The organism is Streptomyces venezuelae (assembly GCF_008642315.1).
GTDB classification, from domain to species: Bacteria; Actinomycetota; Actinomycetes; order Streptomycetales; family Streptomycetaceae; genus Streptomyces; species Streptomyces venezuelae_D.
Genome location: NZ_CP029192.1, coordinates 1,605,757 through 1,621,331 on the forward strand (window position 1 = coordinate 1,605,757; position 15,575 = coordinate 1,621,331).

Annotated in this window: 13 protein-coding genes; 5 read left to right on the forward strand and 8 right to left on the reverse strand. The window is 70.7% G+C overall.

Annotated features, from left to right (window positions below; all coding sequences use genetic code 11):
* Window positions 1-121 precede the first annotated feature (121 nt).
* The 5 genes from hydA to DEJ48_RS06695 form a co-directional block, all read right to left on the reverse strand.
* Window positions 122-1,513: a dihydropyrimidinase gene (hydA, locus tag DEJ48_RS06675; protein ID WP_150215286.1), complete on the reverse strand. Its 1,392-nt coding sequence runs from the start codon at window positions 1,511-1,513 to the stop codon at window positions 122-124.
* Window positions 1,514-1,577: 64 nt separating this feature from the next.
* The gene (locus tag DEJ48_RS06680) at window positions 1,578-2,861 is read right to left on the reverse strand and encodes an aspartate aminotransferase family protein (RefSeq protein WP_150215287.1); all 1,284 of its coding nucleotides are present in this window, start codon (window positions 2,859-2,861) and stop codon (window positions 1,578-1,580) included.
* The gene (locus DEJ48_RS06685; RefSeq protein WP_150215288.1) at window positions 2,858-3,700 is read right to left on the reverse strand and encodes a nitrilase-related carbon-nitrogen hydrolase; all 843 of its coding nucleotides are present in this window, start codon (window positions 3,698-3,700) and stop codon (window positions 2,858-2,860) included. The genes DEJ48_RS06680 and DEJ48_RS06685 overlap by 4 nt, the downstream gene beginning before the upstream one ends.
* Window positions 3,701-3,872: 172 nt before the next feature.
* Entirely contained in the window at window positions 3,873-5,114 is a 1,242-nt protein-coding gene (locus DEJ48_RS06690) for a hypothetical protein (RefSeq protein ID WP_190537238.1), read from the reverse strand.
* A 121-nt stretch (window positions 5,115-5,235) separates the two neighbouring features.
* Window positions 5,236-5,487: a helix-turn-helix domain-containing protein gene (locus DEJ48_RS06695; RefSeq protein ID WP_150215289.1), complete on the reverse strand. Its 252-nt coding sequence runs from the start codon at window positions 5,485-5,487 to the stop codon at window positions 5,236-5,238.
* A 63-nt stretch (window positions 5,488-5,550) separates the two neighbouring features.
* Here DEJ48_RS06695 and map point away from each other — a divergent pair, with 63 nt between their 5' ends.
* Entirely contained in the window at window positions 5,551-6,318 is a 768-nt protein-coding gene (map, locus tag DEJ48_RS06700) for a type I methionyl aminopeptidase (RefSeq protein WP_150215290.1), read from the forward strand.
* A 46-nt stretch (window positions 6,319-6,364) separates the two neighbouring features.
* A complete protein-coding gene (locus tag DEJ48_RS06705; RefSeq protein ID WP_150215291.1) occupies window positions 6,365-8,239 on the forward strand; it encodes a WD40 repeat domain-containing protein in 1,875 nt (624 codons plus the stop codon).
* Window positions 8,240-8,285: 46 nt separating this feature from the next.
* Here the strand turns inward: DEJ48_RS06705 and ggt are convergent, their stop codons facing one another.
* Window positions 8,286-10,121 carry a gamma-glutamyltransferase gene (gene ggt / locus DEJ48_RS06710; protein WP_150215292.1) on the reverse strand — a complete coding sequence of 612 codons (1,836 nt, stop codon included), beginning with the start codon at window positions 10,119-10,121 and terminating at the stop codon, window positions 8,286-8,288.
* A 104-nt stretch (window positions 10,122-10,225) separates the two neighbouring features.
* Here ggt and DEJ48_RS06715 point away from each other — a divergent pair, with 104 nt between their 5' ends.
* The 3 genes from DEJ48_RS06715 to DEJ48_RS06725 all read left to right on the forward strand — a co-directional run bounded on the left by DEJ48_RS06715 (window position 10,226) and on the right by DEJ48_RS06725 (window position 14,024).
* Window positions 10,226-10,981 carry a hypothetical protein gene (locus DEJ48_RS06715; RefSeq protein WP_150215293.1) on the forward strand — a complete coding sequence of 252 codons (756 nt, stop codon included), beginning with the start codon at window positions 10,226-10,228 and terminating at the stop codon, window positions 10,979-10,981.
* Window positions 10,982-11,115: 134 nt separating this feature from the next.
* Complete coding sequence (locus DEJ48_RS06720; RefSeq protein ID WP_150215294.1) at window positions 11,116-12,300, forward strand: Ig-like domain-containing protein; 1,185 nt, start codon at window positions 11,116-11,118, stop codon at window positions 12,298-12,300.
* 116 nt (window positions 12,301-12,416) lie between these two features.
* Window positions 12,417-14,024: a CocE/NonD family hydrolase gene (locus tag DEJ48_RS06725; RefSeq protein WP_150215295.1), complete on the forward strand. Its 1,608-nt coding sequence runs from the start codon at window positions 12,417-12,419 to the stop codon at window positions 14,022-14,024.
* Between the two features lie 35 nt (window positions 14,025-14,059).
* Here DEJ48_RS06725 and DEJ48_RS06730 read toward each other — a convergent pair whose 3' ends face one another.
* Together DEJ48_RS06730 and DEJ48_RS06735 are read right to left on the reverse strand one after the other, a co-directional pair.
* Window positions 14,060-14,929, reverse strand: a complete 870-nt coding sequence (locus DEJ48_RS06730) for an amino acid ABC transporter permease (RefSeq protein ID WP_150215296.1) — start codon at window positions 14,927-14,929, stop codon at window positions 14,060-14,062.
* Window positions 14,926-15,570, reverse strand: a complete 645-nt coding sequence (locus tag DEJ48_RS06735; protein ID WP_150215297.1) for an amino acid ABC transporter permease — start codon at window positions 15,568-15,570, stop codon at window positions 14,926-14,928. The genes DEJ48_RS06730 and DEJ48_RS06735 overlap by 4 nt, the downstream gene beginning before the upstream one ends.
* Window positions 15,571-15,575: the final 5 nt, after the last annotated feature.

Sequence of the window (15,575 nt, forward strand, 5' to 3'; positions counted from 1 at the left end):
TGAAATAGTGACACGGGTGGCGCCTTCGAGCCAAGGGCCCCCCGAAGTGACCCGGGTCACACGCTCGTGAAGTGGCGCCGGGCCCAAGACAGTTGGCGGGACCCGGCGCCTTCGGCACGGCTCACACGTACTGGCAGATCCCCCGCCGCAGGAACGACCCGTGCCCCGAACGCCCCGCGTACGTACGGTTGTCGATCACGGGGACGCCCCGCGACAGCACGGTCTCCACGCGTCCAGTCACCCGCTTGCCCTCGTACGCCGAGTAGTCCACGTTCATGTGGTGGGTCCGCGCCGACATGACCTGTTCGGCGTGCGGGTCGTAGATGACGATGTCGGCGTCGGCGCCCGGCGCGATCGTGCCCTTCTTCGGGTACAGGCCGAACATCCTGGCCGGGGTCGCGCAGGCCACCTCGATCCAGCGGCGCCGGCTGATGTGCCCGTCGACGACGGCCTGGTGCAGCAGGTCCATGCGGTTCTCGACGCCCGGCATACCGTTCGGGATCTTCGAGAAGTCCTCGCGGCCCATCTCCTTCTGCCCCTTGAAGCAGAACGGGCAGTGGTCCGTGGAGACCACCTGGAGGTCGTTCGTGCGCAGCCCGCGCCAGAGGACCGCCTGGTGCTCCTTGGGGCGCAGCGGGGTCGAGCAGACGTACTTCGCGCCCTCGAAGTCCGGCTCCGCGAGGTTGTCGGTCGACAGGAAGAGGTACTGCGGGCACGTCTCGCCGAAGACGGGCAGTCCGTCGTCGCGTGCCCGGGTCAGCTCGGCGACGGCCTCCTGCGCCGACACGTGCACCACGTACAGCGGGGCGCCCGCCACCTGGCTGAGCCGGATGACCCGGTGCGTGGCCTCGGCCTCCAGGAGCGCCTTGCGGACCTCTCCGTGGTAGCGAGGGTCCCGTTCGCCGCGCGCCAGCGCCTGCTCCACCAGGACGTCGATGGCCAGGCCGTTCTCCGCGTGCGCCATCACGAGGCCGCCGTTCGCGCCGGCGCGCTGCATCGCCCGGAGGATCTGTCCGTCGTCGGAGAAGAAGACGCCGGGGTATGCGGTGAACAGCTTGAACGAGGTCACCCCGGAGGAGACGAGGGTGTCCATCTCCTTGAGCGAGGACTCGTTCACGTCGGACATGATCATGTGGAAGCCGTAGTCGATCGCGCACCGCCCGGCCGCCTTCTCGTGCCACGCGTCGAGGCCCTCCGCGAGCGTGCCGCCCTTGGGCTGGATCGCGAAGTCGACGATGGTGGTCGTGCCGCCCCAGGCCGCGGCGCGGGTGCCGGTCTCGAAGGTGTCGGCGGCGAGGGTGCCGCCGAACGGCATCTCCATGTGCGTGTGCGCGTCGACGCCGCCCGGGATGACGTACTTCCCGGACGCGTCGATCACGTGGTCGGCCGTCCAGCCGTGGCTGTCGCGGGTGGCGAGCGCGGCGACGCGGCCGTCCTCCACCAGGACGTCGACGGGCAGTTCGTCGGAGGCCGTGATGACCAGGCCGCCGGTGATCAGAGTGCGGGTACTCATGTGGTGCGCTCCCTTTCCTGCGGTCCTGTACGGGACCGGACCGGCCGTCCCTCTCGTGCGTGAACTAGGCGCTGCGCAGGGCCCGTTCGAGGATGGCCGCGCCCTCCTCCGCCTCCGCCACGGTCAGCGACAGCGGCGGGGCCACGCGCAGCACGCTGGTGTCGTGCCCGCCGCCCTTGCCGATGAGCAGTCCGCCCTCGCGGGCCGCTTCGAGGACGGCCGCGGCCGCCTGCGGGTTCGGCCCGCCCGTGTCGGGCTCGACCAGCTCGACGCCGATCATCAGGCCGCGGCCGCGCACCTCGCGCACGACGGGCAGTTGGGCGCAGATCGCGCGCAGCCGCTCGATGAGGAGCCCGCCGACGCGCCGCGCGTTGCCCTGGAGGTCGTGCTCCAGGAGGTACGCGAGGTTGGCGAGGCCGGCCGCCATGGTGACCGGGGAGCCGCCGAACGTCGAGATGGAGTTGGCGTCGAGGGAGTTCATGACGTCGGCGCGGGCCACGACGCCGCCGACCGACATCCCGTTGCCGATGCCCTTGGCGAACGTGAGGATGTCCGGCGGCCCGTTCTCGGCGTGGGCCTGCCAGCCCCAGAAGTGGTCGCCGGTGCGGCCCCAGCCGGTCTGCACCTCGTCGGCGATCCACAGGATGCCGTGCTCGTCCAGGACTTCCTTGAACGCGGCGTACAGACCGTCGGGCGGCGAGGTGAAGCCGCCGACGCCCTGGACGGGCTCGGCGATGAGCGCGGCCACTCCCCCGCGGCCCTGCCCGAGCATGTCCCGCAGGTCGGCGACGCAGGCCGCGGTGAACTCGGCGTCGCTCAGCGCGGCGTACGGACCGCGGGTGCGGACGCCCCCGTGGACGTACAGCGTCTGGAGCGGCGAGAGGCTGGTCGGCGACCAGGACTGGTTGCCGGTGATGCCGACGGTCGTGAAGGACCGGCCGTGGTAGCTGTTGCGCATCGCCAGGATCTGGTTGGAGCGGCGGTGCGCGGTGGCGAGCAGGAGAGCCGCGTCGTTGGCCTCGGTGCCGGAGGTGGTGAAGAAGACGCGGGCGTCGGGGATGCCGGACAACGCCGCGATGCGCTCGGCGAGTTCGACCATCGGGCGGTTGAGGTAGAGCGTCGAGGAGTGGATGATCCGCCCGGCCTGCTCGCTCACCGCCTTGGTGACCTCGGGCAGGGCGTGGGCCGTCATGGTGGTGAGGATGCCGCCGAAGAAGTCGAGGTACTTCCTGCCGTCGGCGCCCCAGACGTGGCGTCCCTCGCCGTGGGTGAGCTCCATGGGCCGTTCGTAGTAGAGCGCGAGCCAGTCGGGCAGCACGGCCCGGTGGCGGTCGTACAGATCGGTCACGGCTGCACCAGCCCTTCGTAGGCGTCGGGACGGCGGTCGCGGTAGAACGCCCACTGCTGGCGTACTTCCTCGATGAGGCCGAAGTCGAGGTCCCTGACGACGAGTTCCTCGGATTTGTCGCTCGCGGGCTCGCCCACGAACTGGCCGCGCGGGTCGACGAAGTACGAGGTTCCGTAGAAGTCGTTGTCGCCGTACTCCTCCTGGCCGACGCGGTTGATCGCGGCGATGAAGTACTCGTTGGCGACGGCGGCCGCGGGCTGTTCGAGCTGCCAGAGGTAGGCGGAGAGGCCGCGGGAGGTGGCGGAGGGGTTGTAGACGATCTGGGCGCCGTTCAGGCCCAACTGGCGCCAGCCCTCGGGGAAGTGGCGGTCGTAGCAGATGTAGACGCCGACCTTGCCGACCGCGGTGTCGAAGACGGGCCAGCCCAGGTTCCCCGGCTTGAAGTAGTACTTCTCCCAGAACCCCTTGACCTGGGGGATGTGGTGCTTGCGGTACTTGCCCAGATAGCTGCCGTCGGCGTCGATGACGGCTGCGGTGTTGAAGTAGAAGCCGGACTGCTCGACCTCGAAGACGGGGACGACGATCACCATGCCGGTCTCGCGCGCGAGTTCCTTCATACGCGTGACGGTGGGGCCGTCGGGCACGGGCTCGGCCCAGCGGTAGTGCTCGGCCTCCTGCACCTGGCAGAAGTAGGGGGCGTTGAAGACTTCCTGGAAGCCGATCACCTTCGCGCCCTGCCGGGCCGCCTCGCGGGCGTGTTCCTCGTGCTTGGCGATCATGGATTCGGTGTCGCCTGTCCAGGTCGCCTGGACCAGTGCGGCGCGTACGACGTTGGCCATGAGCTGCTCCTTCACATGCCCTTGAGAGGACGTCAGAGAGCCTCTACGCACGTAGATCTGCTGCGTGGATCAGAGAAACGTAAGCCTCCGCCGAGGGGCTGAGCAAGACCATCGCCGTCAACCGACACGGACGATCATGTTTCGCACCCGAGCGGGCGACGCCCGCTCCCGGTCAGGCGCTGAATCCGGCCACGCGCAGGGCGTGCACCAGATCCCAGTGGTGCTCCTCGGAGACTCCCCGTGCCGCCTCCAGGAGCAGGGGTATGAGCCGGTGCGGGTTGGTGTGCGCGCAGCGGGCCACGTCCTCGGGGGTCCGCACGCGAAGGTAGGAGTCGAGGAGGGCGCGGGCCTCGCGCTCCCGGTCCGCGTCGAGCAGCGCGACGATCGCCTCGGCGATCTCCGGTGCGGGGCGCGCGACCCCCTGCCGCAGCAGCTTCCTGCAGTCGTCGGCGCGGCCGGTCCCCGCCAGCGCGTCCGCCAGGGCGACGAGCCGGTCCGGCGGCAGCGACGCGGCCTCCCACAGCAGCGTCGCCCAGTCGGCGGCGAGGCCCGCGCGGTGCAGCTCGGCGGCGAACGCGGGCAGCCGGTCCGCGGGCCAGCCCGCGGCCTCCACGAGCACGCCGTGCGCCTCGCCGCTGCGGCCCTCGCCACGCAGCTTGATGAGCTCCCGCACGGCGTCGGACACCGGTTCGGGTTCGATCCCGGGCTCCGCGCCGTAGAGGGTCTCCGCGGCGGGCGCGGGGTCCTGGCGGGGTACGTGGGGTCCGTCGCCCGGGAACGGGCCGAGGTCCGGGTCAGGGTGCGGATGCAGGCCGGCGCCCGGCCCCCGTCTCGCGGACGCGTCCGGGAACACCCCGAACCCGTCGCCCGACGGCGCCGTACCCAGATCGACCCACGACGGACGTTCCGCGTCGGCGAGGCGGTCCATCCGCTCCCGGATCTCGGCGCAGCGGGCCGTCGCGCGGTCGTGGTCGTCGCGGACCCAGGCGAGGTCCAGGTTGATGCGGTCGATGTCGTCCTGGTCGACCGCCGTGCCCAGCTGTCGCGTCAGGTCGGCCTGCCGTTCCAGGGCGATCCGCTGCTCCGTGAGCATCATGTCGAGCCGGTCGCCGAGGAGCTCACGGCCGCCGGGCCGGGCGTCGTATGCGGCGACGGACGCCCGGTGCAGCATGCGTGCCGTGTCGGTCTCGCGCTCGGCCTCCGGGATGCCACGGTCGGCCGCGAGGTCGTGGAGCAGCGCCTGCACCACGTCCCAGGGCGGCACCTCCGCGCCCTCCAGACAGGCCCGCATGCCGTCCGGGTCGCGCTGCCAGAACACGCCGCACCAGCCCGCCGACTGGTCGAGCCGTCCGAGCAGCTCACTCAGGTATCTCGCGAACTCCCTGACCTGAACCGGGAGTTGTCCCACTGCCATCTGACCAGCACCGTCCCGTGAAGCCTGGAGTCTTCCGGTCCGGAAGATAACACCAGACGTGTTACGGGACGACTACATGCAGTTTTCGGCAGGCACTACTCAGCCCGTCACATGCCGGCACTCAGGCCACGACCAGCTCGCACCGGATCACCAGCTCGTCCAGCGAGAGCCCGAGCACGGACGCCAGCGCCGCCACGGTGAACAGCGCGGGGGTCGGCGCGCGCCCCGTCTCGATCTTCCGCAGCGTCTCCGCCGAGAGACCCGCCTCCGCGGCGACCGAAACCATGCTCCGCTCCGCGCGGGCCTCGCGGAGGAGCACTCCGAGGCGCTCGCCGCGCTCGCGCTCCTCCGGGGTCAAAGGTGTCCGAACCATGCCGCCATCCTACCCCGGCGCCGATTTGTATACCGGCATTCAAATACCGGTATAGTTATTGGCATGGTTGAACTCAAGACAGCAGAATCGATCGACGCGATGCGCGAAGCGGGCCGCATCGTGGCACAGGCCCTCACCGCCGCCCGCGAGGCCGCGGCCGTGGGCGTCTCCCTGCTCGACCTGGACGCGGTGGCCCACGACGTCCTCCGCGAGGCCGGCGCCTCCTCCCCCTTCCTCGGCTACCGCCCGCACTTCGCCCCGACCCCCTTCCCCGCCGTCCTGTGCGCCTCGGTCAACGACGCGATCGTCCACGGCATCCCGACCTCCTACCGGCTGCGCGACGGCGACCTCGTCTCCCTCGACTGCGGCGCCGAGCTCGCGGGCTGGGCCGGCGACTCGGCGATCAGCTTCATCGTCGGCACCCCGCGCCCCGAGGACGAGCGGCTGATCAAGGCGGCCGAGCGCGCGCTGGAGGCGGGCATCGCGGCGGCGGTCGTCGGCAACCGCATCGGCGACATCGCGCACGCCATCGGCACCGTCTGCCGCGAGGAGGGGTACGGCATCCCGGAGGGCTTCGGCGGCCACGGCATCGGCCGCCGGATGCACGAGGACCCCGGCGTCCCGAACGAGGGCCGCCCCGGCCGCGGCATGCCCCTGCGCCCCGGCATGGCCCTCGCCATCGAGCCGATGGTGATCGGGGGCGGCGGCGACGAGTACCACGCCGCCCCGGACGGCTGGACGCTCCGCACGAACGACGGCAGCCGCGCGGCGCACGCCGAGCACTCCGTCGCGATCACCGAGGACGGTCCCAGGATCCTCACGGCACTGTGACGGTGCGGGGACAGTTCCCGACGTAGATCATCCGTACGATTCTGCGGTGACCCGAGAGATCATTGACTACGGACAGTTCGCGGAACGGCTGCGGGAGCGGCAACAAGGCCGCCCCCGCTGGGAGTTGCTCCACGCCGTGCAGGAGGAGTGGGGGTACGAGGACCCGGGCGGCGAGCCCGGGCACTCCCGGTGGGGCGGGGAGAACCGCACGGACGGCATCGACTGGGAGCTGCCCGTCCCGCAGGCCCTGAACGAGTGGTGGGACTCCCCGCTCAACTCGTTCGCCTTCAACCCGCGCCTGTACTGGGTCCACACGCAGTGGCCGCCGACGATGTCCGACCTCGAACTGCCCCCGGACAGCCCGCTCGTGGCGCGGGGCGGCGACCGCCGGGTCTGCGTCTTCATGTCGGAGTACCACTACAGCCAGGCGTGGGGATACCTCGCCGCCGAGGCCGAACTGCCCGACCCCCGGGTCGTCGTGAGCCTCGGCGGCGAGTGGGTCGTGCAGAGCAGGTCGCTCTCCGAGTTCCTGACGCAGCTGGCCTTCGAGCGGCTGCCCGCGCACTACGGCTGGACGCTGCGGGTGCGCAGGAGTGTCGTCGACGCGGATCCGGAGATCGTCCGGCGCCTGACGGCCTCGTACCGCGAACTCGGGCTGCTGCCCTGGCAGGAGATGGGGACGGACGCGCTGTCGTACGGCGCCCCGGACGCCGTCGTGCGGCACGGGCGCGGTCCGGGCGCCGACTTCGCGATCGTCATCAACGCCCGTACGCGCGAGGCGCTCGTCGCGGTCGCCGAGACCCTCGGCGTCGACTGGTCGGGCGAGAAGGCCATCAGCCCGCCCTCACAGGTGCCCGAGCCACTGGAGGACCTCGGCCCGGTCTCGCTGGCGCAGGGCGACGCCGACCCCCGCGGCCGCTGGACCGTCCTGACGCGCGGCCACAGCGCCCCGCCCGCGGTGCCCGGCGCCGCGGCCGCGCTCGTCCCCGCACCGGGCGCCCTGCGGTCGGTGGCCTCCGACCGGAACGGGACGACCCTCGTGGCGGGCGACACGGACGGCTGCGTGCACGTCCTGGAGACCGACGACGAGTCCCCCGAGACCATCAGCCTGACCCTGCACCGCGCCCCGGTCACCGCCCTCGCCTGCCTCGAGCTGGGCAACGGCACGCGGCTCGTCCTCAGCGGCGACGAGCACGGCGTGATCCGCTACTGGAGCACCCGCCGCAAGCCGATGCGTATCCCCTTCGCGCGCCGCGCCACACCCGTGAGGGCGCTCGCCCTCGCCCCGCTGGAGACCGGGCCCGCGCTCGCCGCGGCCTGGGCGGACGGCCTGGTCCGCCTCTGGGACCTGGAGTCCGACGCGACGGCGGGGCTGCGCCTGGGCACCGGCATCCGCTTCCTCGGCCTCGACGCGGACGGGACCCTGCGCGTCACCGACGACCACGGCACCTCCGCGCTCCGCCTGGACACCGCGAGGCTGTGGCCGCACCGCGACCTCCAACTGCGCCTGGACGGCGTCGACTGGGGTTCCCTGTGGACCGCCCGCGGACCCGGTCACATGGTCCCGGAGCTGATCGGCAAGGTCGCGTCGGACGACAAGAAGACGGCCATGGACGCGGTCCACGACCTGTACCGGCTCCTGGTCTCCAAGGACGCCGCGTCGACGGCCGCGGTCCCCGCGATCCCGTTCCTGGTCGAGCTGATGACGGACCCCGACAACAAGTCCCGCAGCACCCTGCTGCTGCTCATCGCCGACCTCGCCGACGTGCGCCGGGCGCGCGGCGGCCGCGGCGACGCGCAACTGGCCGCGGTCCGCGAGGCGCTGCCCGCCCTGCGGTATCTGCACGACGACCCGGAGTCGCCGATCCGCTGGGCCGCGAACGAGCTGGAGCAGAACTGCGCGGCGGCACCCGCCCCGTAGGCGGGCGTTCGCCGGGGGCCGCACCGAACGGCCCCCGGCGAGGCCGTCACTTCTCGGGGCGCACCACCATCGCCGAGCCGCCGCCCCGGCGGACCTTCTCCGCGGCCGCGAGCCACTTGCCGTCCGGCAGCCGCTGCACACCCGTGGCGGCTCCGATCTCCGGGTTCTGCTTGAAGGAGTGCCCGATCGCCTCCAGCGAGCCCTTCAACGGGCTGTTCCACAGTTCCGGTTCGAGTTCGGTCTGCGCGGCGTTGCGCTGGCTCGCGCGCGGCGCGGCGATCGCGTCGACCAGCGGGAGGCCGCGGTCGACGAAGCCCGTGAGGGTCTGCAGGACGGTCGTGACGATGGTCGCGCCGCCCGGCGAGCCGAGGGCCACCACCGGCTTGCCGTGCTTCAGCACGATCGTCGGGGAGATCGAGGAGCGCGGCCGTTTGCCGGGTCCGGGCAGGTTCGGGTCGTGCACCGCGGGGTCGGCGGGCGCGAACGAGAAGTCGGTCAGTTCGTTGTTGAGCAGGAAGCCGCGGCCCGGGACGGTGATGCCGCTGCCGCCGGTCGACTCGATGGTGAGGGTGTACGCCACGACGTTGCCCCACTTGTCGGCGGCCGTGAGGTGCGTGGTGTTCTCGCCCTCGTACGTCGTCGGGGCCGCCTCGTCGCCCTTGCCGCACGGGCTGGGGTGTCGCGGGTCGCCGGGCGCGAGCGGGCTCTTGAGCACCGCCGTGTCCTTGATCAGGCACTCCCGCGAGTCGGCGAACCGCTGCGAGAGGAGCTCCTTCGTCGGTACGTCCTCGAAGGCGGGGTCGCCCACCCAGCGCCCGCGGTCGGCGAACGCGATGCGGCTGGCCTCGATGTAGCGGTGCAGGTACTTGGCCTTCGACGCCTTGGACAGGTCGGTGCGCTCCAGGATGTTGAGCGCCTCGCCGACGGTCGTGCCGCCGGAGGAGGAGGGCGCCATGGAGTACACGTCGAGGCCGCGGTAGGAGGTCTTCGTGGGGGCCTGGCGCTTGACCGCGTACGCCTTGAGGTCCTTGAGGGAGAGGTCGCCGGGCCGCACCTCGCGCTCCGCCGCCGGGTCGACGGGCGGCTTGTTCACCGTCCGGACGAAGTCCTTGGCGAGGTCGCCCCGGTACAGCGTCCCGACTCCCTTGCGGCCCAGTTCCCGGTAGGTGCGCGCCAGGTCGGGGTTCTTGAAGGTGGAGCCGACCACGGGCAGTTTTCCGCCGGGCAGGAAGAGCTTCGCCGTGGCGGGGAAGTCCCTGAACCGCTTCTCGTTGGACTCGGTCTGCGAGCGGAAGGTCGGATCGACGGTGAACCCGTCGCGCGCGAGGCGTTCGGCGGGCTTCAGCAGGGTGCCGAGGCTCCTGCTGCCCCAGGCGTCGAGCGCGGACTGCCAGGTGGCGGGCGTGCCGGGGGTGCCGACGCCGAGGCCGCTGGTGACGGCCTGGTCGAAGGGGATCGGCTTGCCGTCCTCCAGGAAGAGGCCGGCGTCGGCGGTGCGCGGGGCGGTTTCGCGGCCGTCGATGGTGCTGACCTCGTGCGTCTTCGCGTCGTAGTGGACGAAGTATCCGCCGCCGCCGACGCCGGCCGAGTACGGCTCGGTGACGCCGAGCGCTGCGGCGGTGGCGACGGCCGCGTCCACCGCGTTGCCGCCCTTCCTGAGGACTTCGATGCCGGCCGCCGAGGCGTCCGGGTCGACGCTGGCGACGGCACCGCCGTGGCCGACGGCGACCGGTGTCTTCTCCGGTGCGGCCGGTTCCGCCGAGCGCGCGGACGAAGCCGGTTCCGCTGAGCGCGTAGGCGAAGGGGGCGCGGCCGCACCGACCGACACCAATACCCCTCCGACCGCCAATAGCGTCAGATTCCGTACGACAGCGCGACGCATTCGTACCTCCAGTCAACAAGCGTCTGCGCAGCGTAACTTCGCGGCGGCCGTCGCGTCAGGACCTCCTCGAACACGGGTCCGGCGGCCCGCTAGCATGCGCCCCCATGACTGAAGACGTGCGCAACCTCGTCCTCGGCCTGATCGCGGTCGGCCTCGGTGCCGTCCTTGGCTGGCTCGCCCGCGGCTACCTGCTCAAGCGCAGGCTCCGCCGCAGGCAGGCCTTCTTCGGGCTGCCCGACAACTCCGAGTCGCTGCTCGTGGTCAACCGTGACGCGGGCGGCCCCGAGCTGACCGTGGTGCGCCAGGACGTGTTCGCGCTCATCGAGCTGTCCGCCGTGATCAAGGAGTGCGGTGCGCACGCCCAGGTCGTCGCGCACGACGCGGCCCAGCAGGGCTTCGGCGAACGCACGGAGTTCTGCGTGGGCAATCCGGTGGCGAACCGCCGTATGGCCGCACACATGCACTCCCTGCTGCCCGGCGTCCGCGTGAACTCGGAGCCGGATCCCGTGCCCGACCGCGGGGCCTTCCAGATCGGCAGCGAGCGTTACCGCCTGGAGGCCGGTCTCACCGAGTACGTGATCCTCGCCCGCCTCACCGCCGACCAGGGCCAGGAGGCGAGACCCGTCTTCCTCTTCTGCGGCCAGCGCGCCGTCACCAGCCAGGCGGCCACCCGTTATCTGGCCCGTCACCACGAGAAGCTCGCCCGCAAGCACGGCAACAACTCGTTCGTCCTGCTCCTGAAGGTCGTCAATTCGCAGGCGTACGGACCCGACGTCGTCGAGCTCGTCGCGGACGTGACACGCGCCGCCCAGACCCCGATCCCCACGCCGTCGGGCCGCAACACCCATCGCGCCAAGTGACTCCGTGCTCACCCTGCGCCGACCCGGCCGGGGCCCTTCTGTGACCTAGCAGGCAATTTCCGCACATCGGGCAACCTGAAGACACCCTCAGGACTCTCTCCGTGCAGTTCCACATTCGCACGGAGGTACGTTCCTTGACCCCCCAGAGCTCCCCGAGCCGCCGACGCCCGCTTCGCACCCGCCACGCGGCAGCCGCGGGCCTTGCGGTGCTCACCGCCGCCCTGACCGCCTGCTCGGGCGGCGGCGAGTCGTCCTCGGCCGAGGCCGCCGAGAAGCCGCAGATCAAGGTGAACCTCTCCGGCCAGAAGGCGGAGGCGGGCAAGCCCGTGAAGGTCAGCCTCGCCGACGGCAGGCTGAAGAAGGTCACGGTCGCCGACGACAAGGGCGCCGCGCTGCCCGGCAAGGTGTCGGCGAACGGCACCACCTGGACCTCCGAGCGCAAGGCGGCGCCCGGCACCGCCTACCAGGTCGAGGCGACCACCTCCGAGGGCGGCAGCGCCAAGTCGTCCTTCAAGACGGCCGCGCCCGAGAAGGTCAACAAGGTGACCCTCGCCCCGGGCAAGAACACCACCGTCGGCATCGCCCAGCCCCTGTCGATCACCTTCGACAACCCGGTGCGGAACAAGGCCGAGGTCGAGAAGCACCTGAAGGTGACGACCTCGAACGACACCGAGGGCTCGTGGGGCTGGATCAAGAACTACGACGGCAAGGACCGCGTCGACTGGCGGCCCAAGGAGTACTGGAAGTCCGGCACGAAGGTGAAGCTGGACGCACGGCTCAACGGCATCGACTCGGGCGGCGACGACTGGTTCGTCCGCGACTACGCGACGAACTTCACCATCGGCAGGAGCCAGGTCGTCAAGGTGAACCTGGACAGCAAGACGGCGACGCTCACCCGCGACGGCAAGACGGTGAAGTCGCTGCCGATGTCGGCGGGCACCCCGGGCGGCGACAAGGCGTCCTGGGGCGGCACCTCGGTCCTGATGTCGAAGGAGGGCACGATCAACATGCGCTCCGAGACCGTCGGCCTGGGCGACGCCTACGACAAGATGGTCGACTACTCGATGCGCCTGACCTGGTCGGGCATGTACGCGCACGCGGCCCCCTGGAACGCCTCGTACTTCGGCAACACCAACCACAGCTCGGGCTGCGTCGGCATGAGCGACGGCGACGCGGGCTGGCTCTACCACCAGGCCCAGATAGGCGACCCCTTCGAGGTCACCGGCAGCGGCTCGAAGGGCGACCCGGACCCGGGCAACGGCTACGGCGAGTGGAACATCTCCTGGTCCGACTGGCAGGCGAAGAGCGCGCTGAAGTAGACGTGCCCTCTTCAACGATCGTTACCGGGGCGTAACTTACCGACGGGTTACCCCCGGTAAAGGTCCGCGGTTACCGTCGGGTCACTTTGCACTTTCAACGAGTGAGGAAGTGACCCGTGAGCCATCCGCACCCGCACCGCGTCCTGCGCACGACCACCGTGGGCACCGTCTCGGCGGCCCTCGTCGCCGGCGCCGCCTTCGGCCTGGCCCCCGCGGCGCAGGCCGCACCGGTAGCAGGGCCACGGGCCACGAGCGCCGCCGACGTCCGCTTCGTCGACATCCCCGGCGACGGCGGCACCGTCCTCAAGGCCAACGTCTTCACCCCGAAGGGCGCGAAGGCCGGCACTGCTACGACGTATCCCGCCATCGTGCTGCCCACCAGCTGGGCCATGCCCCAGATCGAGTACGTCGCCCAGGCCCAGAAGCTCGCGAACTCCGGCTACGTGGTGGTCAGTTACAACTCGCGCGGCTTCTGGCAGTCCGGCGGCGAGATCGAGACCGCGGGCCCCGAGGACATCGCGGACGCCTCCAAGGTCATCGACTGGACCCTGGCGAACACCCCGGCCGACCCGGAGAAGGTCGGCATGGCCGGCGTCTCCTACGGCGCGGGCATCAGCCTGCTCGCCGCCGGGCACGACAAGCGGGTCAAGGCCGTCGCCGCCCTGAGCGGCTGGGCCGACCTCATCGACTCGATCTACAGCGGACGCACCCAGCACGCGCAGGCCGCCGCCCTGCTCGGCGGCGCAGGCGCGCTCACCGGCCGCCCCAGCGCGGAGCTCCAGCAGACTCTCAAGGACTTCCTCGGGTCCAACCTGGACAAGGAGGACGAGATGATCGCGTGGGGCGCCAAGCGCTCCCCCGTGACCTACCTCGATCAGATCAACGACAACGGCGCGGCCATCATGCTCGGCAACGCCTGGGGCGACACGCTCTTCCCGCCCAACCAGTACGCCGAGTTCTACGAGCGCCTGACCGGGCCCAAGCGCCTGGAGTTCCGCCCCGGCGACCACGCGACGGCGGAGGCGACAGGGCTGCTCGGCCTGCCCAACGACACCTGGACGTCCACCCAACGGTGGTTCGACCACTACCTCAAGGGCGCGGACAACGGCATCGACAAGGAGCAGCCGGTCCAGCTCAAGTCGCGCTCCACCGGCGGCTACGAGGGCTACCCGGACTGGAAGGCGGTCGGCCCCACCCGCAAGAAGATCGCCATGGCGGGCTCCACCACGATCCGCACGAACGTCGACTCGGGCGCCAACGGCGGCATCGCCATCCTGTCCAACGCCCTCGACCAGTTCCTCAAGATCCCGCCGACGGCCTCGGTGCCGCTGCTCCCGCGCCGCTACACGGGCGTCTGGCAGTCGGAGAGGTACACGTCCGCCCAGCGGGTGCGCGGGACCGCGAGGCTGCACACGACGCTCTCCAGCACCAAGGAGAGCGGCACCCTCGTCGCGTACCTCTACGACGTGGGCCCGCTCGGCCTCGGCAAGCTGGTCAGCAACGCGCCGTACACCTTCCACGGCAAGACGCCCGGCAAGCCGTTCGGCGTGGACCTGGAGTTGTTCTCCACGGCCTACGACGTACCGGCAGGGCACAGGCTCGCCCTGGTCGTCGACACGGTCGACCCGCTCTACATCGAGCACAACCCGTCCGGCGCGCAGCTGACCTTCTCCTCACCGGCGGCGGACCCGTCGTACGTGTCCGTCCCCCTGCGCGAGCAGTGATCACCGGCTGCTGCCGGGTGGGCATCAGCCCTTGGCTACTGCGTACCCGGCAGCAGCGTCCCTGGTTCGGCCGGGGCCACGTCCGCGGCCTCGGTCTTGGGATTGCGCCGCTGCCGCTTCGACACCCACTGGGCGAACCACGACAGCAACATGCACATCCCGATGTAGATCGGTGAGATCACCATGACAACGGGGATGAACGGCAAATCGTAGTCGAGGTTCGACGCGATGAGCTTCCCGGCATGGAGGAACTCCTCGTAGGTGATCAGATATCCGAGCGAGGTGTCCTTCAGGGCCACCACCAACTGGCTGATGATGGCGGGCAACATGGCCCGCACGGCCTGCGGTACGAGGACGTGTCCCATGACCTGTGTCTTGCGCATTCCGAGCGCGTAGGCCGCCTCCCGCTGCCCCCTCTCGACGGAGTTGACGCCGGATCGGAAGACCTCGGCGAGTACGGAGCCGTTGTAGAGCGTGAGTCCGGCGACCAGCGCGGGCAGCGGCTGCACCTTCAGCGCCACGAAGACGAAGAAGATCATCACAAGCACCGGCATGGCGCGGAAGAACTCCACGACGAGCGTGGCGAGCCAGCGCACGGGGCGGTGGTCGGAGAGCCGCCCCACCGCGAGCAGTCCGCCGAGCGCCAGCGCGAGGACCGCGGAGATGGCGAAGGCCTTGAGGGTGTTGCCGAGGCCCCGCAGGAGCAGTTCCTGGATGCCCTTGTACTCGAAGGGCGTCCACTTGGTGGCCGTGAACTGGTCGGTGTCGAACAGCAGGTACAGGAGCCATCCGACGAGGGCCAGCACGATCAGGGTGGAGATGACGCCGTACAGCTTGTGCCTGCGTACGGTCTTCGGGCCGGGGATGTCGTAGAGGGCGGTCGAATCGTGGGAGAGGGCTTTCATCGGGCGACTCCCCAGCGCTTTTCGAGGACATTGAAGATCGCGCTGATGGCGAGGGTGATGATGAGGTAGCCGAGGGCGATCCAGACGAAGGTCCAGATGATGTTGTAGCCCAGCTCGCTGAGCGTCTTGTACGAGCCGAGCAGCTCGGTGACGCTGAACGCGCCGGCGATCGCCGAGTTCTTGGCGAGCGCGATGAGGTTGGAGCCGACCGGCGCGATGACGGACCGGAAGGCCTGCGGCAGCACGACCATCGACAGGGTCTGGCCGAAGCTCATGCCGAGGCTCCTGGCCGCCTCGCCCTGCCCCTTGGGCACGGTGTTGATGCCCGACCTGAGCGCCTCGCAGATGAAGGCCGAGGTGTAGCAGCCGAGGGCGAGCACGGCGAACACCTTGAAGGGCAGCACGAGGCCGAAGCGCGGCAGCCCGAGCAGCACCGCGAAGAAGAGCAGTGTGAGCGGGGTGTTGCGCAGGACCGTGACCCATGCCGTGCCGAACGCCCGGAAGGAGCCGACGGGCGCCACCCGGAACGACGCCATGACGAAGCCGAGCGCGAGGGCCAGGAGCGAGGCGTAGACGGTGAGTTCGACGGTGCCGAGGAAGCCCTTGCCGAACGTGGAGAAGTTGTCTGTCAGTACGTCCACGACGC

Coding starts and splice junctions, on each gene's coding strand:
- DEJ48_RS06690 (WP_190537238.1), bottom strand. CDS start 5,114: ATGGCAGTGGGACAACTCCCGGTTCAGGTCAGGGAGTTCGCGAGATAC.
- DEJ48_RS06715 (WP_150215293.1), top strand. CDS start 10,226: ATGACTGAAGACGTGCGCAACCTCGTCCTCGGCCTGATCGCGGTCGGC.
- map (WP_150215290.1), top strand. CDS start 5,551: ATGGTTGAACTCAAGACAGCAGAATCGATCGACGCGATGCGCGAAGCG.
- DEJ48_RS06695 (WP_150215289.1), bottom strand. CDS start 5,487: ATGGTTCGGACACCTTTGACCCCGGAGGAGCGCGAGCGCGGCGAGCGC.
- ggt (WP_150215292.1), bottom strand. CDS start 10,121: ATGCGTCGCGCTGTCGTACGGAATCTGACGCTATTGGCGGTCGGAGGG.
- hydA (WP_150215286.1), bottom strand. CDS start 1,513: ATGAGTACCCGCACTCTGATCACCGGCGGCCTGGTCATCACGGCCTCC.
- DEJ48_RS06685 (WP_150215288.1), bottom strand. CDS start 3,700: ATGGCCAACGTCGTACGCGCCGCACTGGTCCAGGCGACCTGGACAGGC.
- DEJ48_RS06730 (WP_150215296.1), bottom strand. CDS start 14,929: ATGAAAGCCCTCTCCCACGATTCGACCGCCCTCTACGACATCCCCGGC.